Below are 26353 nucleotides of genomic sequence, written 5' to 3' on the forward strand. Positions count from 1 at the left end.
GGCGCTTCGGCGCCTCTTTTGTTGAAAGGCCGGCGCCTCGCGCCGACTTATTTTATTCTGCGCCCTTACCAAGGCAGCACGCTAATCTCAGGCCAACACTCCCGCGCCCTTCTCCCCTTCGCCTCATGCGTCCGCTGATTATCCAGCGCCCTGTTCGGCGTGATGCGAAACGAAAAGACGTCATCGAGTCCGAACGGCGCCACCAACTCCAACGCCCCGTCAGCACCGAACCGCACCCCAACCGCATGCGTCTTCGACGCAAAATAGCTGACGGATTCGCTCGAACTCGCATATCTCGGACATTCCTGCCCGAACTTCTGCGGATACCACAGATGCACCCGCGCCTGGTTACGCACCTCGACCGGCAACGGCAGCCCCTCGAAATGCGTCGATGCCCGGCGGATCACCGCATCTTCGGCCTCGTAGGAAAGGTCGGAATCGTCGAAATAGAACAGGTCGACATCCTTGATGCCGTAACCCGGCGGCTTGCAGGTCAGATGGTTCCAGACGCTGTTGTAGAGCGCGCCCGAAACCACCAGCCAGTCCGGCAGTGCAAGCGCCCGCACCCGCGCCAGCGTTTCGCCAAGCAGCGGATCAGCCGCGACGATGGCAAGGAACGCCGCGCGCTGATCTTCGAAGGGCAGACCGGAATAGCGGAGATGGCTCATCGCCCTTTGGAGGACGATTCGCCGCCTGCCGGCAATGCATTAGGCGCGCAGCACGCCGCCCGTCTGCTTGTTGACGTTCTCGACGATGCGTTTTGCGAGCGCCTCGAAATCCTCGTCGGTCAGCGTCTTTTCGACCGGCTGGATCGAGACCTCGATGGCGATCGACTTCTTGGCTTCGCCGAGCGAGGCGCCCTCGAAGACATCGAACACCGAAACGCCGGTGACCAGCTTCTTGCCTGCGGCCAAGGCTGCCCGCACCAGCGTGCCGGCTTCTACCGTCCGGTCGACGACGAAGGCGAAATCGCGCTTCACCGCCTGGAAGGGCGAGAGTTCCAGTTTCGGCTTGGTGCGCGTCGGTTTGGCCTTCGGCTCCGGCACGGCGTCGACGAAAACCTCGAAGCCGCAGAGCGGACCCGAGACGTCAAGCGTTTCCAGCGTCTTCGGATGGAATTCGCCGAAGGTGCCGAGCACGGTCTTGGGGCCGAGCTTGATCGTGCCGGAGCGTCCCGGATGGTACCAGGCCGGGCCGCCGGGCTCGATCTGCAGCCGGTCGACCGGCGCGCCGCAGGCTTCGAGCGCCGCGATCGCGTCCGCCTTGGCGTCGAACACGCCGACCGGTCCGGCATTGCCGGCCCAGCTGCGGCCCGAACCTTCGAGCTTGGCGGTGCCGCGCCTGACGCCGGCGGCAACGCGCCGCTGCTGGTCGGCCGCATCCCCCTCATAGGTGCCCGATACCTCGAAAAGCGCCACGTCGCCGATGCCCTTGTCGGCATTGCGCTGCGCGGCCGCGATCAGCCCGGGCAATAACGAGGGCCGCATGTCGGACATGTCGGCGGCGATCGGGTTGGCGAGCTTCAGCGACGTCTGGCCGCCGCCGAACAGCTCGGCGTGCTTTGCCGGGATGAACGACCAGGTGACGGCCTCCATCATGCCGCGCACGGCCAGCGCGCGCTTGGCCGCGCGGGTGCGCACCTGCAGCGTGGTCAGGATCTTGCCGTTGACGGCGTCATGCGAGGTGAGCGGCTGCGGCGCAATGTTGTCGACGCCGTGGATGCGCATCACTTCCTCGACCAGGTCGGCCTTGCCGTCGATGTCCGGCCGCCAGGACGGCACCTTCACCTTGACGACGTCGCCCGAGCCCTGCGGCTCGAAGCCGAGACGAGTCAGGATACCGAGTGCTTCTTCCCTCGACACCTCGATGCCGGTCAGCCGCTTCACTTCCGACAGCGGGAAGGACACGACCATCGGCTTGTGGCCGGCATAACCGGCAACCTCCATTTCGGACGGCGTGCCGCCGCAGAAGTCGAGCACCAGCCTGGTCGCGAGCTCCACACCCGGCACCATGAATTCGGGATCGACACCGCGCTCGAAACGGTAGCGCGCATCGCTTATGATGCCGAGCGCGCGGCCGGTGCGGGCCGTGGTGATCGGGTCCCAGAGCGCCGATTCGATCAGCACGTCGGTGGTGTTCTCGTCGCAGCCGGAATGCTCGCCGCCCATGATGCCGGCAATCGATTCGACGCCATTGTCATCGGCAATCACGCACATTTCGGGCGTCAGCGTGTATTCGCGGCCATCGAGCGCCAGCACCTTCTCGCCGACCCTGGCGCGCCGCACCACGAGGTTACCGGCGACCTTGGCGGCGTCGAACACATGCAGCGGCCGGCCGCGGTCGAAGGTGACGTAATTGGTGATGTCGACCAGCGCGCTGATCGGGCGAAGCCCGATGGCGATCAGCCGCTGCTGCAGCCATTTCGGCGACGGACCGTTCTTGACGCCCTTGACCAGCCTGAGCGCGAAGCCCGGGCAAAGCTCCGGCGCCTCGATCGTGACCTTGACCGGGCACAGGCCTTCGCCGGCATGCGGCATGATCGCGCCGCCGGTGAGCCGGCCGAGCCCGCTCGCCGCGAGGTCGCGCGCAATGCCGTAGACGCTGGTCGCATCCGGCCGGTTCGGCGTCAAATTGATCTCGATGACCGGATCGTCGAGATGCGCATAAGCCGCGAAGCTGGTGCCGACCGGCGCGTCCTCAGGCAGATCGATGATGCCGTTATGCTCATCGGAGATCTCCAGCTCGCGCTCCGAGCACATCATGCCATGGCTCTCGACACCGCGGATCTTGCCGACCGAGAGCGTCACGGCGATGCCCGGAACATAAGTGCCGGGCGCCGCGAAGGCGCCGATCAGGCCGGCGCGGGCATTCGGTGCGCCGCACACCACTTGCACCGGCGGCTTGCCGTTGCCGGTGTCGACGGTCAGCACGCGCAGCCGGTCGGCGTCGGGATGCTGCACCGCCGTCAGCACCTTGGCGATGACGAAGGGCTTCAGGCCAGCCTTGTCATCGACATGTTCGACTTCGAGGCCGATGGCGGTCAGCCGCTCGACGATCTGGGCAAGCGAGGCGTCGGTCTCGAGATGGTCCTTGAGCCAGGAGAGCGTGAATTTCATGACTGTGTTCCGTCGGGTCTTTGTTCTTCGGGCCGGGGTACGCTGGTCTTCAGATGTCTCGGCAGATCGTCCGGCATGTGTAGGAAGGGCAGTTGCTCGCGCACATGGGCATGCAGCGTCGGCTTGAAATAAGCCGGCATGTCCATGGCGCCGAGCATGAAATAGATCCGGTTGTCGAGCCGCTTGTCGGTATATGCGATCGGCGAGCCGCAGGTGCCGCAGAAGGACCGCTCCACCGGACCGTTGCGGTAGCTTTTCAGCGACTTGCCGTTGAGCGCGACCTGGTCGGCCAGGAAGCCGACAAAGGCCGACACCGGCGCCCCACTGGCACGCCGGCAGTCGCCGCAATGGCAATAGCTGATATGGTGCGGCTCGGCGGAAGCCTCGAACCGCACCGCGCCGCAACGGCAGCCGCCGGTGTGTGGTGCCGTCATGCAGACAGCCCCCCGAACAATGTCGGCAGGTCGAGTGGCCTGAACCCGTAATGCGACAGCCAGCGTACATCCGCGTCGAAGAAGGCGCGCAGGTCCGGCATGCCGTATTTCAGCATGGCGATGCGGTCGATGCCCATGCCCCAGGCAAAGCCCTGATATTCGTCGGGATCGAGCCCGCCGGCGCGCAGCACGTTCGGATGCACCATGCCGCAGCCCAGGATCTCCATCCAGTCGGTGCCTTCGCCGAAGCGCACTTCGCCGGGACGCGAGCGGTCGCACTGGATGTCGACCTCGAGGCTGGGCTCGGTGAACGGGAAGAAGGACGGCCGGAAGCGCATCTTGACCGAAGGCACCTCGAAGAAGGCCTTGCAGAACTCCTCCAGCACCCACTTCATGTTGGCGACATTGGCCGATTTGTCGACCACCAGCCCTTCGACCTGATGGAACATCGGCGAGTGCGTGGCGTCCGAATCCTGCCGGTAGGTCTTGCCGGGGATGACGATGCGGATAGGCGGCTTCTGCTTCTCCATGGTGCGGATCTGCACGGGCGAGGTGTGCGTGCGCAACAGCTTGCGCTCGCCCTTCTCGTCCGGCTGGAAGAAGAAGGTGTCGTGCATCTCGCGCGCCGGATGTCCTTCCGGGAAATTCAGCGCCGTGAAATTGTAATAGTCGGTCTCGATATCCGGGCCTTCGGCGATCGAGAAGCCGAGATCGCCGAAGATCGCCGCGATCTCGTCGATCACCTGGCTGATCGGATGGATGCGGCCGCGCTCGGCCGGCGACTGGCGCACCGGCAGCGTCACGTCGACCGTCTCGGCCGCGAGCCGCGCGGCGACGGCCACATCCTTGAGCTCCGCCTTGCGCGCGCTGAGCGCTTCGGTGACACGGTTCTTGAGGCCGTTGATCGCCGGGCCCTTAACCTGCCGCTCCTCGGCGCTCATTGCGCCCAGCGTCTTCAGCATTTCTGAGACCGAGCCCTTCTTGCCCAGCGCCGCGACGCGCACCGCCTCGATTGAGGCCTCGTCGGCCGCGGCCGCTATGTCGGCCATCAGCGAAGCTTCAAGGGTTTCAAGATTTCCAGCGGTGGCGTTCACGGCGAAACTCTCTCGATCGGGCGACCACCGAAATCCGGTGCGTCGCCATTTTGGTTACATCGGGCATAAGAAAAACCCGCGCCAGCCGTGCCAGCGCGGGTTCCCCAAATCAGTCCTAAAAAATGCTTGGGAAGCGCTGGCTTAGGCGACAGCGCTCTCAAAAGCATTCGGCGTGGTGTTCTTCAGATATTCGAGCGCAACCTTGGCCTTGGCTACCAGCGCGGCGAAAGCCTGCGGCTCGTGGATGGCCATGTCCGAAAGGATCTTGCGGTCGATCTCGATGCCGGCCTTGTTGAGGCCGTCGATGAAGCGGCCATAGGTCAGGCCGTGCTCATGCACCGCCGCGTTGATGCGCTGGATCCACAGCGCACGGAACGAGCGCTTGCGGTTCTTGCGGTCGCGGTAGGCGTACTGCAGCGACTTCTCCACCGCCTGCTTGGCGATGCGGATGGTGTTCTTGCGGCGGCCGTAGAAGCCCTTGGCGGCTTTCAGGACCTTCTTGTGCTTGGCGTGGGCGGTAACGCCTCTCTTTACGCGTGCCATGTCATGATCTCCTTAAAACGTGTCCAAGCCGAGGGATTAGAGGCCGTTCGGCAGAAAATTCTTGATGACCTTCTTGCCGTCCGGTTCAGCCAGAACCATCGTGCCGCGGGCATCGCGAATGAACTTGTTGGAACGCTTGATCATGCCGTGGCGCTTGCCGGCGGCAGCCGACAGCACCTTGCCGGTGGCAGTAATCTTGAACCGCTTCTTGGCGGCCGATTTGGTCTTCATCTTGGGCATTTTGCTACTCCGTATTGGTGGCGCACCATCGCGCTTCTTTTATCGCTCCGGGCCGACCAAAGCCCGAAAAGCAAATGAAACCGCCACGGCATGCCCTGCCGGGCGGTTTTCTTGGAACGGCGGTCCTATAGATCAAAGACGGCGCGGGTGCAACACCTCAGAAGATGTGACGCGCTGTCCTCGATCAGGGCAAGGTGAACCACACCGGCAACACTCCCGTTTGCTGCATGCCGTCGATCAGCTCGAAAGCCGGCAGCGCCACCAGGAACACCAGCCCGTCGAGCAGCGTGTTCAACAAGAGGCGCGGCTTGAAGCTGCCGGTATCGCCTTCCTGGTAGAGCGAGAGGTTCGGGAAGAAGCGCGGCACCCTCGCCAAATAGGCCGCGTACGCGGCACCGAGCACCCCCTTCAGATACCGCTCCTCGCGCAGGATGACGATGTGGAACGCGCCGGCGCACAGCAACGCAAAGAGAATGATGCCTGAAAACGAGCCGATCTGCGCTCCGACGCCGGCGGCCGCCACGGTCGAGAACAGATAGAGCGGGTTGCGGGTGATAGAATATGGCCCGCCGGTGACCACTTCGGACGATTTGCGCCCGCCGATATAGAGCGTCGACCACAAGCGCCCGACAATGCCGAGAAAGATCAGCAGCACGCCGAACATCTCGATCGATTCATGCACCGGCGTGTCCGGCGGGAAGGTCGACTGCCCAAACAGAAGTGCCGCAAACAGCACCACGACCAGCACGGCAAGCACGATCCGGCGCATATATTGGTAACCGCCCAACCCTTTGTTGTGGTTGTCGGCAGGGATCTTCACTTCATCGACCATGACCCATCCGATCGCGTTTTGCTCGCGATCGAGGAACTCGATCGGCGAGTGGCGATCGGATTGAAAACAGGCGCCCCGCCGATCGTCGGGACGCCGTGCCCGGCAATTCGGGCGGATTTTAGAGCGGGATGAAACGCAGCCCGGCAACTCGCGAAAGCGTGATGGACGCGACGGTGTCGGCGGCCGCGCCTTCCCGATCAGCGCGGCGCCAGGACCATCATCATCTGGCGGCCTTCGAGCTTCGGCTCCGCCTCGACCTTGGCGATGGTGGCCACTTCCTCGCGCACCTTGTTCAGAAGCTGCATGCCGAGCTCCATATGCGCCATCTCGCGGCCACGGAAGCGCAGCGTCAGCTTGACCTTGTCGCCTTCCTCGAAGAAGCGGCGCACCGCCTTCATCTTGGTGTCGTAGTCATGGCTGTCGATGTTCGGGCGCATCTTGATCTCCTTGATCTCGATGACCTTCTGGTTCTTGCGCGCTTCGGCCGCCTTCTTCTGGTTGGCGTATTTCAGCTTGCCGAGATCGAGGATCTTGACGACGGGGGGCTGCGCGTTGGGCGATATCTCGACGAGATCGAGCCCGGCCTCCTCGGCCAGCAGCAGCGCTTCGTTGATGGAAACTTCGCCGCGGTTCTGGCCTTCGGCGTCGATAAGCTGGACCCGGGGAACCCGGATGTCTCGGTTTGAGCGCGGCCCGTCCTTGGTGGGTGCCGCTGCTTTGAAAGGTCTGCGAATGGTCGTGGTCTCCTCGGCCGTTTCGTTCAGGGTTTCTGTGGTTTCAAAATAGGTGGACGCGCCTATGTGGTGAGCGCGGGGCGGGAGTCAATAGCATAGCCGCGCCGGAAAATCACCTGCTGCATGGCAATTGTCTGCACCAAGCAAAGAAACGCCGCGAGCACTTTTCGTTGAACCACCGCTTGTGTCAAAAGACCGGCCGAGAGGAATAAGCCCATGGCCGCCAGCGCTCCGGTTTTCATCGATGTGGACGGATCGAACATCGCCGTCCGGCAGGTAAAGGGCTCAGCACCCGGCGTGGTCTGGCTCGGCGGCTACAAGTCCGACATGCTTGGCACAAAAGCCGAGGCGCTTGCCGCCTGGGCCGGCGGCGAGGGTCGCGCCTATCTGCGCCACGACTATTCCGGCCATGGTGAATCGGGCGGCGAATTTGCCGACGGGACGATCTCCAGATGGCTGACGCAGAGCCTTGCGGTCTTTCGCCGTTTCAGCAAGGGCAAGCAGATCCTGGTCGGCTCCTCGATGGGCGCCTGGATCGCGCTGCGCATGGTGCAGGAACTGCGCAAGGCGGGCAACGCAAGGGTTGCCGGTCTTGTGCTCCTCGCCCCGGCGCCGGATTTCACCGTCGAGTTGATCGAGCCGGTGCTGACCGACGCGCAGCGGCAGGATTTGCAGGAAAAAGGCTTCTTCGCCGAGCCGTCCGATTATTCGGACCAGCCCTTTATATACACGCGCGCGCTGATCGAGGACGGCCGCGCCAACCGGGTGATGACCGGCCCGATCGACACGCATTGTCCGGTGCATATCCTGCAGGGCCTGGCTGACCCGGACGTGCCGTCGGGCCACGCGCTGAAGCTCGCCTCCATGCTGCCCGCCGACGACGTGACGCTGTCGCTCATTCCGGACGGCGACCATCGCCTGTCCCGTCCCGAGGATCTCGACCTGCTGAAGCGCGCCGTCGGCGAAATGGTCAGGCGGGCCGCCTGACCATGCGCGTTTCGATCCCGATATCCGCCTTCGTCGCGGCGATCGTCGGCTTCGGCGGGACTTTGGCCATCGTCATTGCCGCCGCCAAGGCGGTCGGCGCAACGCAGGTCGAGACCGCGAGCGGCGTAACGGCGATCTGCCTTGCGATGGCGATCGAATGCCTGTGGCTGTCCTGGCGCACGAAAATGCCTGTCATCACCGCCTGGTCGACGCCGGGTCTGGCGCTGGTCGCCGCCTCCAGCGGCTTCACCATGCCCGAAGCCGTCGGCGCCTTCATCGTCACCGGCGTCCTTTTGATCGCCACCGGCCTGTTCAAGCCGTTGACCAGGCTGATCGCGCGCATACCGGCCTCCGTCGCCTCCGGCATGCTGGCCGGTATCGTCGTCACCTTCGCCATCAATGCGGTGAAGGCCATTCCGGCCGATCCCCGGCTCATTTTGCCGCTGATCGCGGCGTTTTTCATCATCCGCCTTTTCAATCCGTCGTTGTCGGTGCTGGCGGTTCTGGTCGGCGGCGGGCTCGCCGCCTTCCTCACCGGCCGTGTCGGTGGCCTGCCGGCGCCGGAACTGTCGACGCTGACGCTGGTGGCTCCAAGCTTCACGGCCAAGGCAATCGTCGGCTTGGCGCTGCCGCTCTACCTCGTCACCATGGCCTCGCAGAACCTCTCCGGCCTCGCCGTGCTGCGCGCGGCGGGCTACCACCCCGAACCTGCACCATTGATCGGCGTCACCGGCCTGTTTTCGCTGTTGTCGGCGCCGTTCGGCGCCGCCACCACCAACCTGGCGGCCATCTCGGCGGCAATCTGCACCGGCCCCGACGTGCATCCCGACCCTGCCGAACGCTGGAAGACGGGGCCGTTCTATGCGCTGGCCTATCTGATCTTCGCCATCTTCGGCGCTTCGCTGGTGGCGATCTTCGCCGTCCTGCCGCAGAGCCTGATCGTGCTGGTCGCCGGGCTGGCGCTGATGGCGTCCTTGGCCAACGCCTTGTCGATCGCGCTCAGGGACGAGGCCGAGCGCATGCCCGCCACCATCACCTTTGCCGTCACCGCCTCCGGCCTCACGCTCTTCGGCGTCGGCGCGGCATTCTGGGGCCTTGTCGCCGGCTTGGCAGTGCTTTTCCTCGATAAACTCAAAAAGCGATAATCATTTCAGATGCTTCGCCGGTTTTGGCCGGGTTTGTCTTGAATAGCCTATTTCGCCTTCCCATTTCGATTCCACGCAGCCGCTCTGGCTGTCTCCAACGGAAGGATTGGGAGAAATGAACACGAGTGCATTGATCCGTCCGGCCTGGACGCCGGCCACCATCGCGCTGATGGTCATCGGCTTCATGGTGTTCTGGCCGCTCGGCTTCGCCATGCTCGCCTATATCATCTGGGGCGACCGGCTCGAGGGCTTCAAGCGCGACGTCAACCGCGCCACCGACGGCATCTTCGCCGGTTGCCGCCGCAGTTCCGACAAGGCGGCCCGCTGGGGCCACGGCTCGGCCCACACCGGCAATGTCGCCTTCGACGACTGGCGCGAGAAGGAGCTCGAACGCCTGGCCGAGGAGCGCCGCAAGCTCGACGAGATGCTGACCGAGTTCGACGATTACGCCCGCGAACTGCGCCGCGCCAAGGACCAGGACGAATTTGATCGCTTCATGGCCCAGCGCAACAAGCATACCGCGCCGACAACCACCACCGAGCCGGGCGACAAGCCCGCTTCCAAGCGCGGCAAGGGTACGAACCTGCTCGACGACTGAGATCCTGCGACAGGTCTTAGGCTGATAGAACGGCGTCGCGTCTTGCGGCGCCGTTTCTTTTTTGTTCTCTTTGTAGCACCCTCCACTGGTCGTTTTTTTCGAATCGCGTATCGTCCAGCCATGACCCTCGGCTTCTTTCGCAATCTGACCAAGCCAAAGCCCACGCCTGTCGTGGAGCGCGAACATTGCGTCGCCGGGCGAACATTGCCGCTGAAAATCGTCGAGAGCGCCAGGGCCCGGCGGCTCACCTTGCGCATCGATTCCGGCGGCCAGGGCCTGCGCGTCACCGTGCCGCCCGGCCTGCGCCGCGGCGAGGTGGAGAAATTCCTCGATCGCCACCAGGACTGGCTGGAGCAGCGCCTGGCCAAGGTGCCGACGCGCCCCCAGGTGCGGCCCGGCATAAAAATCCCGATCCGCGGCGTGCCGCACCGCATCGTGCATGAGCCGTCGAAGCGCGGCACCGTCACCGTCTTGCGCGACGAACGCGGCCCGCTGTTGGTCGTCCATGGCGAGCGCATCCATCTGCCGCGCCGCATCGCCGATTACCTCAAGCGCGAGGCCAAGAAGGAGATCGAGAAACTGGTGGTCAAGCACACCGAGGCGATCGGCAAGCGCGCCAAGGCGATAAGGTACAAGGATACCTCCAGCCGCTGGGGGTCATGCACCTCGGAGGGCAATCTCTCCTTCTCCTGGCGCATCATGATGGCGCCGCCGGCGGTGATAAACTACCTGGTGGCGCATGAGGTGGCGCATCTCAAGGAGATGAACCACGGCCCGAAATTCTGGAAATTGTGCGAAAAGCTCTGCCCCGATACGGACCGCTGCAAGGACTGGCTGAAGCGCAATGGCGGCGCGCTGCAGGCGATTGTGTTTGAATAGCGCCGGCCGGCCCGCTCAATCATCATTTGCCGCGTTCAACTCCTCAGGCCGCAATCCTTCCTCGATATGCGGCCAGGGCAGAAAATCCCGATCGAACGCGTCGCTGCCGAAATACTCCAACGCCCGGTGCGCCTCGGCGCCGTTGAATGCGGCCTTGTCCATCAGATGCACGATCACCTCGCGCGCCTGCGCGATCTTCTGCCTGAGTTCGACGATGGTCTGGTCGGCCATGACTGTCTGCTCCCGCCTGTGCTTCCTATATCAAGGTAGTGTTTTCCGCAGAGCCGGCAACAGCATGCTTTTTCTCGACTCTCGCGGCTTTTCGTGCCAAGCCCGGCCCATGACGCTCGACATCAAGATCTGCGGATTGAAGACCGACGCCGCGATGGCGGCCGCCCTTGCCGGCGGCGCCAGCCATGTCGGGTTTATTTTCTTCCCGAAGAGCCCGCGTTACGTCGAGCCGGCCGAGGCCGGCCGCCTGCGCGTGGCGGCGCGCGGCAAGGCCCTGGCGGTCGCCGTCACCGTCGATGCCGACGATGAGTTCTTGGATAACATCGTCGCGAAAATGCAGCCGGACATGCTGCAGCTGCACGGTTCGGAAACGCCCGAGCGCGTGGCGGAACTCAAGGCCCGTTACGGCCTGCCGGTCATGAAGGTGTTCTCCGTCAGCGAGGCAGCCGATCTCGAGCGGATAAAGCCATTCGCAGGTATCGCCGATCGCTTCATGTTCGATGCCAAGCCGCCCAAGGGGTCCCAACTGCCGGGCGGCAACGGCGTTGCCTTCGACTGGCGCGTCCTTGCCGGCCTTGACGCCGGGCTCGATTACATGCTTTCCGGAGGGCTCAACGCCGCCAATATCGGCGATGCCCTGAGACTGGCCAACCCTCCCGGAATAGATGTTTCGTCCGGCGTGGAAAGCGCTCCGGGCGTCAAGGATCCGGCGCTGATCGAGCAGTTTTTCCGGGCCGTCAGGGCCGCGCGCGACGACCGCGCCGCCTGAACACAACCAAAATCAGGAGATCGGCGATGAACAAGCCGGCTATGCCCAATTCCTTCCGCACCGGACCCGACGAGCAGGGCATGTTCGGCATTTTCGGCGGCCGTTTCGTCGCCGAGACGCTGATGCCGCTGATCCTCGATCTCGAGGAGCAGTGGAACAAGGCCAAGAACGATCCGGAGTTCAAGGCCGAGCTGCAGAACCTGTCGACCCACTATGCCGGGCGGCCCTCAAAGCTCTATTTCGCGGAAGGGCTGACGAAACATCTCGGCGGCGCCAAGGTTTATTTCAAGCGCGAGGACCTCAACCACACCGGCTCGCACAAGATCAACAATTGCCTCGGCCAGATCCTGCTGGCCAAGCGCATGGGCAAGAAGCGCATCATCGCCGAGACGGGCGCCGGCCAGCATGGCGTCGCCTCGGCCACCGTCGCGGCGCGTTTCGGCTATCCTTGCGTCGTCTACATGGGCGCCACCGACGTCGCCCGCCAGAGCCCGAATGTGTTCCGCATGAAGCTGCTCGGGGCCGAGGTGCGGCCGGTCACCGCCGGCCACGGCACGCTGAAGGACGCCATGAACGAGGCCCTGCGTGACTGGGTCACCAATGTCGAGGACACCTATTATCTCATCGGCACCGCCGCCGGCCCGCATCCCTATCCGGAGCTGGTGCGTGACTTCCAGTCGGTGATCGGCTCAGAGGCCCGCGCCCAGATGCTGGAGCAGGAAGGCCGGCTGCCCGACGTCATCATCGCCGCCGTCGGCGGCGGCTCCAACGCCATTGGCCTCTTCCATCCTTTCCTTGACGACAAGGACGTCCGCATCATCGGCGTCGAAGCCGGTGGGCGCGGCCTCGACGGCGTCGAGCACTGTGCCTCGATGAATGCCGGCAAGCCCGGCGTGCTGCACGGCAATCGCACCTACCTCTTGCAGAACGCCGACGGTCAGATCCTCGATGGCCATTCGATCTCGGCCGGCCTCGACTATCCGGGCGTCGGTCCGGAGCACTCCTGGCTGCGCGATTCCGGCCGTGTCCAGTATGAGCCGATCCTCGATGACGAGGCGCTGGAAGCCTTCCAGCTCACCACGCGGGTCGAAGGCATCATCCCGGCGCTGGAATCGGCGCATGCCATCGCCCATGCGATGAAGATCGTGCCGAAGATGGACAAGGACCAGCTGGTGATCGTCAACCTGTCCGGCCGCGGCGACAAGGACGTGCATACGGTGGCAAAGATGCTGGGCATGGAGATCTGACAATGACCACCCGCATCGACCGCCGCATGGCGAAGCTCAAAGCCGAAGGGCGCCCGGCTCTGGTCACCTACATCATGGGTGGCGACCCCGACTATGACACCTCGCTGTCGATCATGAAGGCGCTGCCCGTCTCCGGCAGCGACATCATCGAGCTCGGCATGCCCTTCTCCGACCCGATGGCCGACGGTCCGGCCATCCAGGCGGCGGGGCTTCGGGCGCTGAAGGGCGGCCATACCCTGGCCAGGACGCTGAAGATGGCGTCGGATTTCCGCGCCGGCGACGACGAGACGCCGATCGTGCTGATGGGCTATTACAATCCGATCTACATCTATGGCGTCGATCGCTTCCTCGCGGATGCAAAGGCCAGCGGCATCGACGGCCTGATCGTCGTCGACCTGCCGCCGGAGATGGACGAGGAGCTCTGCATTCCGGCGCTGAAGGCTGGCGTCAACTTCATCCGCCTGGCAACGCCGACCACCGACGACAAGCGCCTGCCCAAGGTTTTGGAAAACACCTCCGGCTTCGTCTATTACGTCTCGATGACCGGCATCACCGGCTCGGCGCTGGCCGACACCGCCAAGGTTTCGGCGGCGGTCACCCGGATCAAAGGCCACACCGCGCTGCCGGTCTGCGTCGGCTTCGGCGTCAAGACCGCCGAGCAGGCGCGTGTCATCGGCGCCTCGGCCGACGGCGTTGTGGTCGGCACGGCGATCGTAAACGCGATCGCCAATGTGCTTGGGCCGAAGGGGGAGAAGACCGCCGATCCGGCCGAAGCTGTCGCCACTTTGGTCAGCGGCCTTGCCCAGGGCGTCCGAGCGGCGCGCCTTGCCGCCGCCGAATAGCCTGACTATTTCTCGCCAAGCAGTTCCGGACGGAAAATCGCCACAGACTTTTCCTGGAATTGCGTGAAGTCCTTTCCAGGACGGGAGCCGAAGCCATGAACTGGATCACCAATTACGTCCGCCCGAAGATCAACTCGATGCTCGGCCGGCGCACCGACATGCCGGAAAACCTCTGGATCAAGGATCCCGAGACCGGCGAGATGATCTTCCACAAGGATCTCGAATCCAACCAGTTCGTCATCCCGGCCTCCGGCCATCACATGAAGATCTCGGCCAAGGAGCGGCTGCGGTATTTCTTCGACGACGGCAAATACGAAGTGCTGGAAAATCCCAGGGTCGTCCAGGATCCGCTGAAGTTCCGCGACGAGAAGCGCTACACCGATCGCCTAAAGGAAGCGAAGGCCAAGACCAGCCTCGAGGATGCGATCCTCAACGGCGCCGGCACCATCGACGGGTTGCCGGTCATCGTCACCGTGCAGGACTTCGCCTTCATGGGCGGCTCGCTCGGCATGGCCGCCGGCGAAGCCATCGTGCATGCCTTCGAGGTCGCGCTACAGCGCAAGCGGCCGCTGATCCTGTTCGCGGCCTCCGGCGGCGCCCGCATGCAGGAAGGCATCCTGTCGCTGATGCAGTTGCCGCGCACCACGGTCGGCGTCGACCGGCTCAAGGAAGCCGGCCTGCCCTATATCGTGGTGCTCACCAACCCGACCACCGGCGGCGTCACCGCCTCCTACGCCATGCTGGGCGATGTCCACATTGCCGAGCCCGGCGCGCTGATCGGCTTTGCCGGGCCGCGCGTCATCGAGCAGACCATTCGCGAAAAGCTGCCCGACGGCTTCCAGCGCGCCGAATATCTGATGGAGCACGGCATGGTCGACATGGTCGTGTCGCGTCTCGAGATGCGCCAGACCATCGCGCGGCTGCTGAAGATGCTGCTCAAGATGCCGCAAGCCGAGAAGCCGCTTGAGCCGGAGATCCTGCCGCCGGCGATCGTCAACGCGGAGACTCGGCCGCAAGCCTGACTCGATATCGGCGTGGCGCGACATCCTTCGCCGCGAACCGCGATTTGCGCCGCCCGTTGCGTGCTGTAGCCTCTGATTTGCGCATGGCCGCTCCGAAACCGATTCCCCGGTTCGGAGGCATGCGTTAGGATTCCGCCATGACAACGCTATCCGCCGACCGCGAAATCGAACATTTGATGACGCTGCATCCGAAAGGCTTCGATCTTTCGCTGGACCGCGTCACGCGGCTTCTCGAACGCCTCGGCAACCCGCAGGACCGGCTGCCGCCGGTCATCCACATCGCCGGGACCAATGGCAAGGGCTCCTGCGCCGCCTTCTCGCGCGCGCTGCTGGAAGCGGCCGGCCATCTCGTCCATGTCCACACCTCGCCGCATCTGGTGAACTGGCATGAGCGATACCGGCTGGCGGCCGAAGGCGGCGGCAAGCTCGTCGAAGACGATATTTTCGCCGAGGCCATCGCGCGCGTCGCGGAGGCCAATGGCGGCCAGAAGATCACCGTCTTCGAGATCCTCACCGCCGTCACCTTCATCCTGTTTTCGGAACACCCGGCGGAGGCGGCCATCATCGAGGTCGGCCTCGGCGGCCGCTTCGACGCCACCAATGTCGTCAAGCGGCCGGCGGTTTCGGTGATCATGCCGATTTCGATGGACCACGAAGCCTATCTCGGCGACCGTGTCGAGCTGATCGCCGCGGAGAAGGCAGGCATCATGAAACGCGGCTGCCCGGTGGTGATCGGCGCACAGGAAAGCGACACCGCGCTTCAGGTGCTGATCGAGACGGCCGAACGGCTGGATTGCCCGACCGTGATCTACGGCCAGGACTTCCTTGCCTTCGAGGAAAACGGCCGCATGGTCTATCAGGATGAGGACGGGCTGATGGACCTGCCTTCGCCGCGCCTGCCCGGGCGCCACCAGTTTGCCAACGCCGCGGCGGCGATCGCCGCCGTCAAGGCGGCTGGATTCGAGATCAGCCACCGCGCCACCGAAAAGGCGATGACCCATGTGGCCTGGCCGGCAAGGATGCAGAAGCTGACCCAGGGCAAGCTGGTCGACCTTGCACCGAAGGGCGCGGAAATCTGGCTGGACGGCGGCCACAATCCCGGTGCCGGCATCGTCATCGCCGAGGCGCTGGCCGAGCAGGAGGAGAAGAACCCGAGGCCGCTGGTCCTGATCTCCGGCATGATCAACACCAAGGACCAGACCGGCTATTTCAGCGCCTTCAAAGGGCTTGCCCGCCATGTCTACACCGTGCCGGTGAGCAACAGCGACGCCGGCGTGCCGAACGACGAGTTGGCTTTGCGTGCCGAAGAGGCCGGCCTGTCGGCCGAGCCGGTCAGCTCCGTCGCCAGCGCGCTGATGCTGCTGCGCGACTCCTGGGACGGCCCGGCACCGCGGATTCTCATCGGCGGCTCGCTCTACTTCGCCGGCGCCGTGCTGGCCGAGAACGGCACACCGCCGACCTGAGGCCAGGTCAAGACGGCGCTGCGGATTTCGGCGGGGGCCGAAAGGAACCGGCCATGATCAAGGTGAAGCAGCTCGCCCATGTCTGCATTTTCGCGCATGACCTGGAAGCGACGCGCGACTTCTACCGGGATGTGCTCGGCATGGACACAAGGTTCAATTTCCTGCGCGACGGCGGGATTTTCGGCTTCTATCTCGACTGCGGCGGCCGCAGCCATGTCGAGGTGTTCGAGAAGACCGAGGCCAGCTATGGCGATCGCAACCAGATCAACCATTTCTGCCTTGAAGTGGAGGACATCGACGCGGCCATCGCCCATATCCGGTCGAAAGGGGTCGAGGTCACGCCGAAGAAGCTTGCCTGCGACGACACTTTTCAAGCCTGGATCGCCGACCCCAATGGCGTGAAGATCGAGCTGTTCGAATACACCGGCAAAAGCGCGCAGTTTGCTGGCGGCGACCGCGTCGCAGACTGGTGACTAGGGGTGGGAAGCTACTTCAGCTCGATCTCTATAAAAGCGTATTCGCCGTCATTGGCGTTGATGACGTCGTGCTCGACGCCTTCCCTGCGGAAATAGGGCGCGCCTTGCTTCATCTCGGCGAAGGATTCGCCATCCTTGGTCACCAGCTTCACCTTGCCGTCCATCAGCGGCACCACGACATAGTCGTGGCCGTGGCGATGCCAGCCTGTGTTGGCGCCCGGCGCGAAGCGGTACTCGGTGACGATCACCCGCTCATTGTCGACGTGAACTGTGGCCTTGGCTGTTCCGGTCATGGAGCTCTCCTTTCCCTTGAGAAAAGAAGATGAAAGGCTCCGGCGTCAGGGCCAGTGCGACTCCAGCGATGGCGCCAAGAAAAAGCCCGGCGCAATGGCCGGGCTCGTTCTCAAAACATCCGGATTGGCTCAGGCGAGGCTGCCGTTGATCCAGTGCGACAGCGCGGTCTTCGGCGCGGCGCCCACCTTCATGTCAGCGACCTCGCCACCCTTGAAGATCATCAGCGTCGGGATCGAGCGCACGCCAAACTGCGCGGCCAACTCGGGGTTCTCGTCGATGTTGAGCTTGGCGATCTTGACCTTCCCGCCGAGCTCCTTGGCGATCTCTTCCAGCGACGGGCCGATCATTTTGCACGGACCGCACCATTCCGCCCAGAAATCCACCACGACCGGCTCCTTGGCGTTGAGCACATCGGCCTGGAAATTGCCATTGTCGACCTTGACGGTGGCCATGCTGAAATCCTTTCGAAAACTCGGGTTGCACCAAATGTGGTGGTTGTGGCGGCGATGTTCAAGCAGTTCTTGTGTCACGCTGTCGTGAGTCGGGCAAGGGCATCGTCCATGACCCTTGCCGGCAGCTCGATTAGGCGCGGCGCCTCGGTGAACAGCAGCGCCGCCGTCACCTCGCGGCCCGGATAGAGCGGCTGGAGCAGCGCGCGGTAGAGCGCAAGCTGCAGCACGTAAGCCGGCGGCACCTCGGCCAGGGTCCCGGGCGGCGGCCGGTTGGTCTTGTAGTCGACGATCGAGACTCTTTCTGGCGTGACCGCCAGCCGGTCGATCTTGCCGGAGATCGAGCGCAGCTTGCCCTTCACGTCGAGACTCCCCATGACCGCGACTTCGGCGCGCGAGGATGGCGCGAACAACGGGCCGAAGCGGCTGTCGGACAGGATCGACAGCACCGCCGCAAGCGCCTTGTCGCGCTCGCCGTCCGGCCAATCGGCGCCGGCGCGCGCCAGGTAGCGCTCGGCCGCGTCTCCCCTTTCCGCCTCGGCGATGCCGGGCAGCACCTGCAGCAATTTGTGCAGAGCAAGGCCGCGCACGACCGCGAAGCCGGGCTCGGCGACGGCATCCAGCACCGGCGAGCGTGTGTCGGGCGCAGCTTCCTTCGCCTCATCGATCAACGCCGAGGCGCCGGAAGGCGAAAGCGGCCGCGGCAGCTTCTCATAGAGCGGCAGTGGCCGGAACAGGCTTTCGGGCAGCGGCGCGGTGTGTTCGAAGGGTCCCGCCTCGTCCACGCCGGACAGCGCTACCGGCGGCAGCTTCGTCATATGGAAACGATGCACGGCCACATCGGGAGTCGCGGGATGCCGGCGTTCGGCACTCTCGGGCGCGCCCAGCAAGGCCCGGCTGACGATCGAATGCCACGTGCCGGGGCTGGGCTGTCGCTTGCCGTGATAGCCGCAGACGACCAGCCGGTCCTCGGCGCGCGTCATGCCGACATAGAGCAGCCGCCGGTATTCATCATCCGCCAGTTCGCGCGCCCGGGCGGAGGCCGCGCGCGAGACCCCATTGGCGACATCGCTGGCCGAGCGCCACAGATATCCCTTGCCTTTCCATTGCGTCCCCGAGCTCTCGAATGGCATCAGCCGCGGCAGATGCTGATCGCTGAACGGCGCCGAGCCGCCATCGACGAGGAAGACGACCGGTGCTTCGAGACCCTTGGCGGCGTGCACGGTCATGACGCGGACCTCGTCGCGCGTCTGGTCCATCTCGCGCTTGATCTCGGGGCCGGCATTTTCCAGTGTCGACAGGAAGGATTCCAGCCCCGGCAGTCCGGTGCGTTCCTCGGCCAGGCAGAAGCTCAGGAATTCGTCGAGGATATCGCCGGCCTCGGGTCCCAGCCGCGCCGTCATCTTGCGGCGCAGGCCGTCGCGCGCCAACGCGGCGGCGTAGAATTCGAACACCGGCTTGAACGCCACTTCGTTCGCCCAGTCATCGAGCCGGCTAACGACGGCGGCGAGGGCCACATCTTCGGCCGCATGCTGCCGCAGCGAGGCAATCAGCGACTGGCCCTTCGGTCGCTCGCCGGCAAGCGCCAGCAGCGTTTCCTCGGGGACTTCGAAGATCGGACTGCGCAGGACAGCGGCCAGCGACAGGTCGTCCTCCGGCTGGATCAGGAAATGCCCGAGCGCGATCAGGTCCTGCACGGCGATATGGCCGGGCAGGCTCAGCCTGTCGGCGCCGGCAACCGGGATCTGGCGGTTCTTCAGGCTGCGCGACAGCGCATGGACGAAGCGGTCGCGCTTGCGCACCAGGACGAGGATATCGCCGGCAGTCAGTTTCCGGCCCTTGCCTTCGATGATTTCGCCGTTGCGCAGCCAGGTCTGGATGGTCGTCGCCACGTGTTCGGCAACCCGCACCGCGGGCGCGCTGGCATGGTTGACTGGCAAGGTCCAGTCGTCCGGCTCCTCGACCATCTCGGCGCCGACCGACGGCCATACCTCGACATAGCCCGGCGCATCATTGCGGATCGCCTTGTGGCTCAGCGGATCGGGATCGTGGCTGATGCCGCGCCGCACGCCCGGATCGGCAAAGACGCGGTCGACCGCGGCCAGCACGTCGTCGCTCGAGCGGAAAGACCAGGTGAGCTTGAGATTGGCGAAGGCGGCTTCCGCGTCGCGAACGCGGCCGGCAAACAACAGCCGGCTTTCGGCAAAGGAATCAGGTGCTGCGCCCTGGAAGGAATAGATCGACTGCTTCTCGTCACCGACGGCAAACACCGTGCGCCTGACTTCTTCACGCTGGCCGAGCCCGGCGAAGAACTCCTCCGTCAGCTTCTTCACCACTTCCCACTGGTCCGGGCTGGTGTCCTGCGCCTCGTCGAGCAGGATGTGATCGATGCCCTGGTCGAGCTTGAACTGCACCCAAGGCCCGGCATCGGGCCGCGACAAGAGGCTGACCGTGCGGGTGATCAGGTCGTTGAAGTCGAGGAAGCCGCGGCCGCGCTTCAACTGCTCATAGCGCGCGATCAGCCAGCCGGCGACGGTGAGTGCCGCCGCTGTCCCTTCCAGCATGCGGAACAGCGCCAGCTGGTCGGTAACGTCGAGGATCGCCTTGGCCGCCGCAAGGTAGCGTTCCGGCAGATCCGGCAGCCGGTCGACCAGCGCCTTCTTGAAGATCTTGGGCGGGTCGTAGGGGTCGCCGTCGGCCTTGAGAAAGGCCTTTGCCAGCAGCCGCAGCCGGCGGATCGGGTCGGCTTCGGCGAAAGCGCCCCGTGCATAAGGGAGGACGTTGTTCAGCACCTGCCGCGCGTCGGCGGCTTCGGCGGCCTGCGCGAATTCGGCGAACTCGCGGGGAGCGAAGCCGGACAGCGGCCACAGCGAAGCGGCGATGCCCTCGGCCGTCTGTCCGGGCCTGAAACCGAATTCGGCGAAGAGCGGCCGGAAGCCCCGATCCTTGCCAAGCTTGGCGATGAAGCCGCGCAGTTCGTCGCGTTTGCCGACGATTTCGGCAAGCAATGAATCGAGCCCGAACTCGCCGCCGCGTTCCAAAACGGTGGCGAAGGCTTCCGCCAGGCCCTCGACGCCGGCGCCCGCCCCCGAGATCATATCGCGCCGGGCATCCGCGAACAGCGACGCCTCCATCTGCGGGTCGAGCATCTCGAAATGCGCCGGGATGTTGGCTTCGAGCGGGAACTGGTGCAGCACGGATTCGCAGAAGGCATGGATGGTCTGGATCTTCAGGCCGCCCGGCGTCTCCAACGCCTCGGCGAACAGGCGGCGCGCGCGCCGCATCAAATCGCGGTCGGCGCGGCGGCCGTCGAGCGCGGCGATCCGCGCGCCAAGCTCGGTATCCGGGAGCGCCGTCCATTCCGACAAGGTCGAAAACACTCGGTTCGACATGTTGGCGGCGGCGGCGCGCGTATAGGTCAGGCACAGGATCTTCGACGGATCGGTGCCGTTGAGCAAAAGCCGGATGACGCGCTGCGCCAGGACATGCGTCTTGCCCGAGCCGGCATTGGCCGACACCCAGGCGGAATAGGCGGGATCCGAGGCGCGCGCCTGGCTGGCGGCGGTATCGGAGGGGATCGGATATTTCATCCTTCCGCCTCGTCTTCTCTGGCGCCGCCGGCCGACCATTCGAGCACGCGCGCAAGATGGTCGTAATCGCCGTCGGCTTCGCCCTCGCGGAAGGGAAGGGCGCGCGACAGATAGCCGGTGGCCGGATCGGCGTAATGGAAAAGCAGCCGCTCCAGCCGCGCCCAGGCTTCCTCGGAAAGGTCGTTGGCGGTGCGCGGCTTGCGGTTGTATTCGAGGATCGATTCCTCGAACACCTCGCCATTCGGCTTCAGCCGTACGAAGGCCAGCTGCGAGGGCTCGCGAATGCCGAGCTCCTTGAAGGCGCCGCGCCTGAGCAAGGCGCCTTCCAGGGCAAGCTGCGGCGACAGCAGCGTGTGCGCCTGCGCTTTCGAGGGCGAGGAGCCGGTCTTGTAGTCGAGAATGTCGGCCATACCGCCGGCAAGCAGGTCCACGCGGTCGGCATAGCCGGAAAGGGTCACGCCGGTGCGGCCGACCACCGTCTTTTCGGCGCGCTCCTCGGCATAGCGGCGGGCAACGGCATCGGCGCGGCCATGTTCCCATTCGATGATGTTTTCGGCGAGTTTTTCGAAACGCGGCCACCAGACAGCCTCGATATCCGGCGGGAGCTTGGCCTCGGCAAAGCAGAGACGGCCGGCGTCGATGAGACTCGACAGCGCGTTCGGCGCCCTTGGATCTTCCACCTGCCGCGAGAACAAATGCAGGATCTCGTGGAACAGCGTGCCGCGTTCGGCGGCGCCCGGATCGCGGATCAGCGGCTCCAGCGGCATCAGGCCGAGGATGCGCCGCGCATAGACCGCGTAAGGGTCGCGGCGCAGCGTCTCGATCTCGGTGACCGAGAAATGCCGCGGTCGCTGGCTGAGCGGTGGCTTGGGCTGCGGGCGGGGGGCGAAATCCTTCCTCTCGCCGGCATCGAGCGCGCGTGCCCAGGCAAGCAGCGCGTCGCCGCGCCTGCGCAATATCGTCGCCGGCTCCTTGCCGATGAAGGTCACCATGCGCTGCAACCAGCGCGACGGCACTGCCGGCGCATCGCCGGAGCGCGCCGGACGCGTCAGCACGACCTCTGTCGTACCCATCCCCATCTGGAAATCATGCGCGGCAAGGCCGATGCGTCGCTCCGGCGGCTCGAGGTTGATGCCGGTTTTCATCAGGCGCGACATGAAGCGGTCGCTCTCGGGCTTGCGCGGCCAGACCCCTTCATTGAGACCGCCGATGACAAGCGTGTCGACGTTCTGCAATCGGGCTTCCAGCGCGCCCCAGATGGCGATGTTGCGGTCGGTGCCTTGCGCCGGCTTCACCGTCTCCGGCGCGATCAGCGCCTCCATCACGTCGGGCCATTCCGAAGCGGCGAAGGTGAAGGGCGAGGATGCGGCGATCAGTCCGCGCAGCAGGTCGGCGAGTTTTTCGCCGGCGTCGCCGGCATAGAGGTCGACGAGGCTGCCATCGGCGGCGCGGCCCAGATCCTCCAGCGCGACGACGCTGGCGCGCGTCAGTGTCGCGATATCGGCGTCCTTCTCGTCGCGCATCGCGGTGAGCGGCGAAAGCGCATTGGTAAGGCGGCTAAGCACGCCCTGCGCCTGCTCGATGCCACGCACGGACAGGCGCGAGAACCAGAAAGGCTGCCTTGTGTCGCCGCTCAGCTCCGTGAGCCTCGTCTCGAAAAGTTCGCCGAGCAATGCGACATCAGGCCGGCCCGTGCCACCGCGCAGCGCTACCAGCTCGATCAGCTCGGCCGCCTTGCGCACGCTCCGACGTTCGAGGCCGAGCCCGAGCAGCGGATGCTTGAGCAAGGCAAGCAGGCCGACCGGATCGCCGGGCCGGAACGCGGCGCTCAGCGCCAACCTGAGCAGGCTGGCGGCCGGCGTATTGGTGAGCGGCGCGCCGCCGGAATCGTCGGCGACGACGCCGAAACGCAGAAGCTCGGCCGAAACCCGCCGAGCCAGCGCCCGGTCGCCGGTGACGAGCGCCGCGCGCTTGCCTGGTGTCTCGACGGCGCGCTTCAGCGCGATGGCGATTGCCGCGGCTTCGTCGCGCTCGTTCGCCGCTTCCACCAGCGTCATGCCGGCCAGCGCCTGCTCGATGTCATCAGCCGAAAAGCGCGGTCGCGTCTCGGTCCAGTATTCGGTGGTTTCGGCCGGCCGCAGCGCCTCGCCGACAAGGGCGGCGCGCAACGCGAGCGGCGGTGGCGCGGCGACGATGTCCTCGACATCGCGGCGCGAAATGCCGATGCCGCCGATCCGCTTGGCGAGGCCGTATTGCGGATGGCCGAGCGTTGACGGACGCGCGCCGGGCGCCGTGATCGTCGCGAAGGATGCGTCGTCCAGTCCGCGGTCGAGCCCGGGCAGCACGACGGCGCCGTTGGGCAGGCCGGCGATCACGCCAAGCAGTTCGGCCGTGGCGGGAATGGAACCCGTCGAACCGGCGGCGATAACCGGCCCGGCCGGCGGATTGCGCTTCAGCCGCGCCGCCTCCAGCCGGATCTGCGCGCTGCGATGCGCGGCCGGATTGGAGCGGTTGCGCTCCTTGAGCAGTTCCGGCCAGTTGTCGGTGACGATGCCAAGGAAATCGAGCGTCACCTGCCACCATCCGGCGAGGTTGCCGGTGACCAGCGTCGCAAGCTTCGTCCAATCCGCGCCTTCGGTCTCGATCTCGTCCATCAGCCGGGCGAGGTCGCGCGCCAGCCAGATGGCGTCGGCGGCCGAGGTCGGCACGACGAATTCCTCGTTGAACCGCTCCCGTACATGCGCCGGCAGGCTTTCCTTCCAGGCGCGCACCAAAGGCGCCAGCAACAACAGCCGTTCCTGTACCGCGATCGGCGGCGCAAGCTCGATGGCCGGCGCCGCCTCGGCGTCGAAGGCCGCCTCGTCCTCGTCGAACTCGCCGAGCGGCCGCACCGTCGGCAGGATGGCCGACCGCTTGCCGAGTGCCTCCACGAAGGCGCCGCGCAAGGCCCGTGCCGCGCGCCGCGTCGGCACATAGACGGTGGCGTCGGCCAACGCCAGCGGATCGCCGTCGAAGCGGTAGCCGGGAATCAGCCGGCCGTCGAGCAATGCCTCCGCCAGCGTCGGCAGGAACGGCGCTCCGGGCGGGATGGAAAGGACGCGGCGCGCGCCGCTCATACCGCCTTCGCTAGCGCGCCGGCAACGGCCGCCTCGGCGGCGGAAATGGCGTCCGGCGTGCCGACGGTGATCCAGCGTCCATGCATCTCCATGCCGAACAGGCGCCCGGCGGCGATCGCCTTGTCGAAATAGACGTTGAGCGAATGCGAGCCGGTTGGCGCGTCCTTGAATATCCGCGGATGGATGATGGCAGCACCCGAATAGATCAGGCCCGCCGGATCGCCCTTCGAGCGCGTGAGCGCGCCGTCGGGCGCCACCAGGAAGTCGGTGCCGACGCAGTGCCCGGTCGCTGAGTCGAGATCGGTAAGCATCAGCAGAATATCCATTCTGGCGGCGTCCCATGCAAGGGCAAGACGCTCGAGGCTGGGTTTGCCGCTGTCGATCCAGAATGTGTCGGCGTTGATGATGTAGAAGGGTTCGCTGCCCAGAAGCGGCAGAGCCTTGACGATGCCGCCCGCCGATTCCAGCAGGGCCTCGCGCTCGTCGGAGATGACGATCTTCGGCGCTTTGCGGCCGGCGACATGGGCGACGATCTGCTCGGGCAGATAGTGCACATTGACGACAGCCTTGGCGATACCGGCGGCCTCAAGGCTGTCCAACCCCCAGTCGAGCAAGGTCTTGCCGGCTATCTTCACCAGCGGCTTCGGCATGGTGTCGGTGATCGGCCGCATGCGCTTGCCAAGCCCCGCCGCCAGCACCATCGCGGTCTTCGGCGTCATGGTTGGGGGCTTCATGGGGCCCGTTCCTCGAGCAGGCCGTGGGCCATGTAGAATTCCTTCAGGCTGGCCAGCGCCGGATGCGCCAGCGCCCGCCTCAGATAATCGCGGATGCGCGGCAGGTGTTTCAGATAGTAAGGCTTGCCGTCGCGCTTTTCGAGCCGCACGAAGATACCGAGGATCTTCGAATTGCGCTGCGCCGCCATGATCGCATAGGCCTCGGCGAAGCCGGCCTCGTCGAAAGCGCCGGCCGCTCGGCGCGCCGCGACATAGGCCGCGACCGTCCCTCGCTCGATCTCCGGCGAGACGGTGACGCGCGCATCCATGGCCAAGGAGGCGACGTCATAGGCTGCTGGGCCGATCAACGCGTCTTGGACGTCGACGATGCCGAGCCGGTCGAGGCCGGATCGCTCCGCGCGCCAGATGATGTTGGGCGAATGGAAGTCGCGCAGCATCAGCGTGTATTCGCTGCCCGCGAGGCGATCGAGAAGTTCATTCCATACCTTGTGGTAGCCCGCCCGCAATTCGTTCTCGGGCGGTTCGCCCGTGATCCAGGGCACATACCAGTCGACCAGAAGATCGGCCTCGATCAGCATGGCGTCCCGATCGAAAGGCGGCACGTCGTGGAACACACCGGGCGCTGCTTCGATGCGCGCGGGCCAGGTCTTGCCATGCATCATGGCCAGCAGTTCCGCTGCCGCCTCATAGCGCTCGGCGATCGGCTGGCCGTCGCTGCCCAAAAAATCTTCCGAGCCGAGATGTTCGAGGAGCAGAAAACCCTGGTCGAGGTCCTGGGCGTGGATCACCGGCACGCTGACTCCGGCGGCGAGCAGCGCCTTGTCGATGGCGACGAAGGCGGCGACGGACTGCGCCGTATGGGCAATCGCCGCATAGGGTTTGCCGTCACGCACCGGCGGGCCGAGCACCAGGCGCGGCGAGTTCATCAGCACCCGCGGCGCCTGGCCGGGCAGCGAGACGATCTCGTAGGAGCGGGCGGAAGCGTCGCCGACGAAATGGCGGCGGCTGGCTTCGCCCCAGCCGGCGGAGGCCAGGAAATCGCGCATGGCCAGCGATCGCGCCACGCGCTCGAAGACCGGTCCCTCGCCCGACAGCCTCGCCACGCGGCCTTCGCCATGTTCGGCGAGGTCGACCCATAGCGCGTTTGCCGGCAGTCGGTCGCCGGCCCGTTCCGGCCATTCGATGAGCGCTGCGCCCTGGCCCAGCGCATCGTCGAGGCCGAGCTCGTCGAGTTCGTCGGGCGCCGACAGCCGATAGAGGTCGAAATGGTGGACGGGAACGCGCGTCTCGTAGCTCTGTACCAGCGTGAAGGTCGGGCTCGGCACTTCGAGATTAGCGTCGTCGGCGAGCGCCCGGATCAACGCGCGGGCCAGCGTCGACTTGCCGGCGCCGAGATCGCCTCTCAGCGCGATCGCATCGCCGGCGCCCAAGGCCATGGCGAGGTCCTCGCCAAGCCTTGCCGTTGCCGCCTCGTCGGCGAGAAGACGCTCAAGCACCATCCCTGTCATATAGGCCGCG

25 protein-coding genes are annotated in these 26353 nt (G+C 65.3%); 10 read left to right on the plus strand and 15 right to left on the minus strand.

Translation table 11 applies throughout. The features are described from left to right. Positions 1–65: 65 nt before the first annotated feature. From EN869_RS10735 to infC, 8 genes are all read right to left on the minus strand, one after another. Positions 66–668 (minus strand): nucleotidyltransferase family protein, encoded by a 603-nt coding sequence (locus tag EN869_RS10735; RefSeq protein WP_127226788.1) that lies wholly within the window; start codon positions 666–668, stop codon positions 66–68. A gap of 39 nt (positions 669–707) precedes the next feature. Then, positions 708–3116 carry a phenylalanine--tRNA ligase subunit beta gene (gene pheT, locus EN869_RS10740; protein ID WP_127226787.1) on the minus strand — a complete coding sequence of 803 codons (2409 nt, stop codon included), beginning with the start codon at positions 3114–3116 and terminating at the stop codon, positions 708–710. Continuing rightward, on the minus strand, positions 3113–3550 hold the full coding sequence (locus EN869_RS10745) for a GFA family protein (RefSeq protein WP_127226786.1): 438 nt from the start codon (positions 3548–3550) through the stop codon (positions 3113–3115). Before EN869_RS10745 ends, pheT begins: the two co-directional genes overlap by 4 nt. Continuing rightward, on the minus strand, positions 3547–4599 hold the full coding sequence (gene pheS / locus EN869_RS10750; protein WP_245489473.1) for a phenylalanine--tRNA ligase subunit alpha: 1053 nt from the start codon (positions 4597–4599) through the stop codon (positions 3547–3549). Before pheS ends, EN869_RS10745 begins: the two co-directional genes overlap by 4 nt. Before the next feature lie 186 nt (positions 4600–4785). Further along, positions 4786–5187 (minus strand): 50S ribosomal protein L20, encoded by a 402-nt coding sequence (gene rplT, locus EN869_RS10755; RefSeq protein ID WP_071100686.1) that lies wholly within the window; start codon positions 5185–5187, stop codon positions 4786–4788. Between the two features lie 36 nt (positions 5188–5223). Then, the gene (gene rpmI / locus EN869_RS10760; protein ID WP_027166935.1) at positions 5224–5427 is read right to left on the minus strand and encodes a 50S ribosomal protein L35; all 204 of its coding nucleotides are present in this window, start codon (positions 5425–5427) and stop codon (positions 5224–5226) included. 184 nt (positions 5428–5611) lie between these two features. Continuing rightward, a complete protein-coding gene (locus EN869_RS10765) occupies positions 5612–6259 on the minus strand; it encodes an isoprenylcysteine carboxylmethyltransferase family protein (protein WP_127226784.1) in 648 nt (215 codons plus the stop codon). Positions 6260–6456: 197 nt separating this feature from the next. Then, on the minus strand, positions 6457–6993 hold the full coding sequence (infC, locus tag EN869_RS10770) for a translation initiation factor IF-3 (protein WP_127226783.1): 537 nt from the start codon (positions 6991–6993) through the stop codon (positions 6457–6459). Positions 6994–7209: 216 nt separating this feature from the next. Between infC and EN869_RS10775 the strand changes: the two genes are divergently transcribed. From EN869_RS10775 to EN869_RS10790, 4 genes are all read left to right on the plus strand, one after another. Then, entirely contained in the window at positions 7210–7980 is a 771-nt protein-coding gene (locus tag EN869_RS10775) for an alpha/beta hydrolase (RefSeq protein WP_127226782.1), read from the plus strand. 2 nt (positions 7981–7982) lie between these two features. Then, entirely contained in the window at positions 7983–9125 is a 1143-nt protein-coding gene (locus EN869_RS10780) for a benzoate/H(+) symporter BenE family transporter (RefSeq protein ID WP_127226781.1), read from the plus strand. A gap of 115 nt (positions 9126–9240) precedes the next feature. After that, on the plus strand, positions 9241–9723 hold the full coding sequence (locus EN869_RS10785) for a DUF2852 domain-containing protein (RefSeq protein ID WP_127226780.1): 483 nt from the start codon (positions 9241–9243) through the stop codon (positions 9721–9723). A gap of 120 nt (positions 9724–9843) precedes the next feature. Further along, positions 9844–10602, plus strand: a complete 759-nt coding sequence (locus tag EN869_RS10790) for a M48 family metallopeptidase (protein WP_127226779.1) — start codon at positions 9844–9846, stop codon at positions 10600–10602. 15 nt (positions 10603–10617) lie between these two features. Here the strand turns inward: EN869_RS10790 and EN869_RS10795 are convergent, their stop codons facing one another. Beyond that, positions 10618–10833 (minus strand): hypothetical protein, encoded by a 216-nt coding sequence (locus EN869_RS10795; RefSeq protein ID WP_127226778.1) that lies wholly within the window; start codon positions 10831–10833, stop codon positions 10618–10620. 109 nt (positions 10834–10942) lie between these two features. Between EN869_RS10795 and EN869_RS10800 the strand changes: the two genes are divergently transcribed. The 6 genes from EN869_RS10800 to EN869_RS10825 all read left to right on the plus strand — a co-directional run bounded on the left by EN869_RS10800 (position 10943) and on the right by EN869_RS10825 (position 16649). After that, positions 10943–11602, plus strand: coding sequence for a phosphoribosylanthranilate isomerase (locus tag EN869_RS10800; protein WP_127226777.1), 660 nt, complete (start codon positions 10943–10945; stop codon positions 11600–11602). 26 nt (positions 11603–11628) lie between these two features. Then, positions 11629–12849, plus strand: coding sequence for a tryptophan synthase subunit beta (gene trpB / locus EN869_RS10805; RefSeq protein WP_127226776.1), 1221 nt, complete (start codon positions 11629–11631; stop codon positions 12847–12849). A 2-nt stretch (positions 12850–12851) separates the two neighbouring features. Continuing rightward, on the plus strand, positions 12852–13691 hold the full coding sequence (trpA, locus tag EN869_RS10810) for a tryptophan synthase subunit alpha (RefSeq protein WP_127226775.1): 840 nt from the start codon (positions 12852–12854) through the stop codon (positions 13689–13691). 95 nt (positions 13692–13786) lie between these two features. Further along, complete coding sequence (accD, locus tag EN869_RS10815; RefSeq protein ID WP_127226774.1) at positions 13787–14713, plus strand: acetyl-CoA carboxylase, carboxyltransferase subunit beta; 927 nt, start codon at positions 13787–13789, stop codon at positions 14711–14713. Positions 14714–14850: 137 nt separating this feature from the next. Then, the gene (locus EN869_RS10820; protein WP_127226773.1) at positions 14851–16176 is read left to right on the plus strand and encodes a folylpolyglutamate synthase/dihydrofolate synthase family protein; all 1326 of its coding nucleotides are present in this window, start codon (positions 14851–14853) and stop codon (positions 16174–16176) included. 53 nt (positions 16177–16229) lie between these two features. Then, positions 16230–16649, plus strand: a complete 420-nt coding sequence (locus tag EN869_RS10825; RefSeq protein ID WP_127226772.1) for a VOC family protein — start codon at positions 16230–16232, stop codon at positions 16647–16649. A 14-nt stretch (positions 16650–16663) separates the two neighbouring features. Here the strand turns inward: EN869_RS10825 and EN869_RS10830 are convergent, their stop codons facing one another. From EN869_RS10830 to tsaE, 6 genes are all read right to left on the minus strand, one after another. Next, positions 16664–16945, minus strand: a complete 282-nt coding sequence (locus tag EN869_RS10830) for a cupin domain-containing protein (RefSeq protein ID WP_027166948.1) — start codon at positions 16943–16945, stop codon at positions 16664–16666. Between the two features lie 129 nt (positions 16946–17074). Continuing rightward, the gene (gene trxA / locus EN869_RS10835) at positions 17075–17398 is read right to left on the minus strand and encodes a thioredoxin (RefSeq protein WP_127226771.1); all 324 of its coding nucleotides are present in this window, start codon (positions 17396–17398) and stop codon (positions 17075–17077) included. 74 nt (positions 17399–17472) lie between these two features. Continuing rightward, the gene (gene addA / locus EN869_RS10840; protein ID WP_127226770.1) at positions 17473–20985 is read right to left on the minus strand and encodes a double-strand break repair helicase AddA; all 3513 of its coding nucleotides are present in this window, start codon (positions 20983–20985) and stop codon (positions 17473–17475) included. Then, the gene (addB, locus tag EN869_RS10845) at positions 20982–24101 is read right to left on the minus strand and encodes a double-strand break repair protein AddB (RefSeq protein WP_127226769.1); all 3120 of its coding nucleotides are present in this window, start codon (positions 24099–24101) and stop codon (positions 20982–20984) included. Before addB ends, addA begins: the two co-directional genes overlap by 4 nt. Then, positions 24098–24835, minus strand: a complete 738-nt coding sequence (locus EN869_RS10850) for a nucleotidyltransferase family protein (RefSeq protein WP_245489474.1) — start codon at positions 24833–24835, stop codon at positions 24098–24100. Before EN869_RS10850 ends, addB begins: the two co-directional genes overlap by 4 nt. Further along, complete coding sequence (gene tsaE, locus EN869_RS10855) at positions 24832–26343, minus strand: tRNA (adenosine(37)-N6)-threonylcarbamoyltransferase complex ATPase subunit type 1 TsaE (RefSeq protein ID WP_127226768.1); 1512 nt, start codon at positions 26341–26343, stop codon at positions 24832–24834. Before tsaE ends, EN869_RS10850 begins: the two co-directional genes overlap by 4 nt. Between the last annotated feature and the right edge of the window lie 10 nt (positions 26344–26353).

The sequence above is a fragment of the Mesorhizobium sp. M2D.F.Ca.ET.226.01.1.1 genome, assembly GCF_004022705.2.
Taxonomy (GTDB): domain Bacteria; phylum Pseudomonadota; class Alphaproteobacteria; order Rhizobiales; family Rhizobiaceae; genus Mesorhizobium.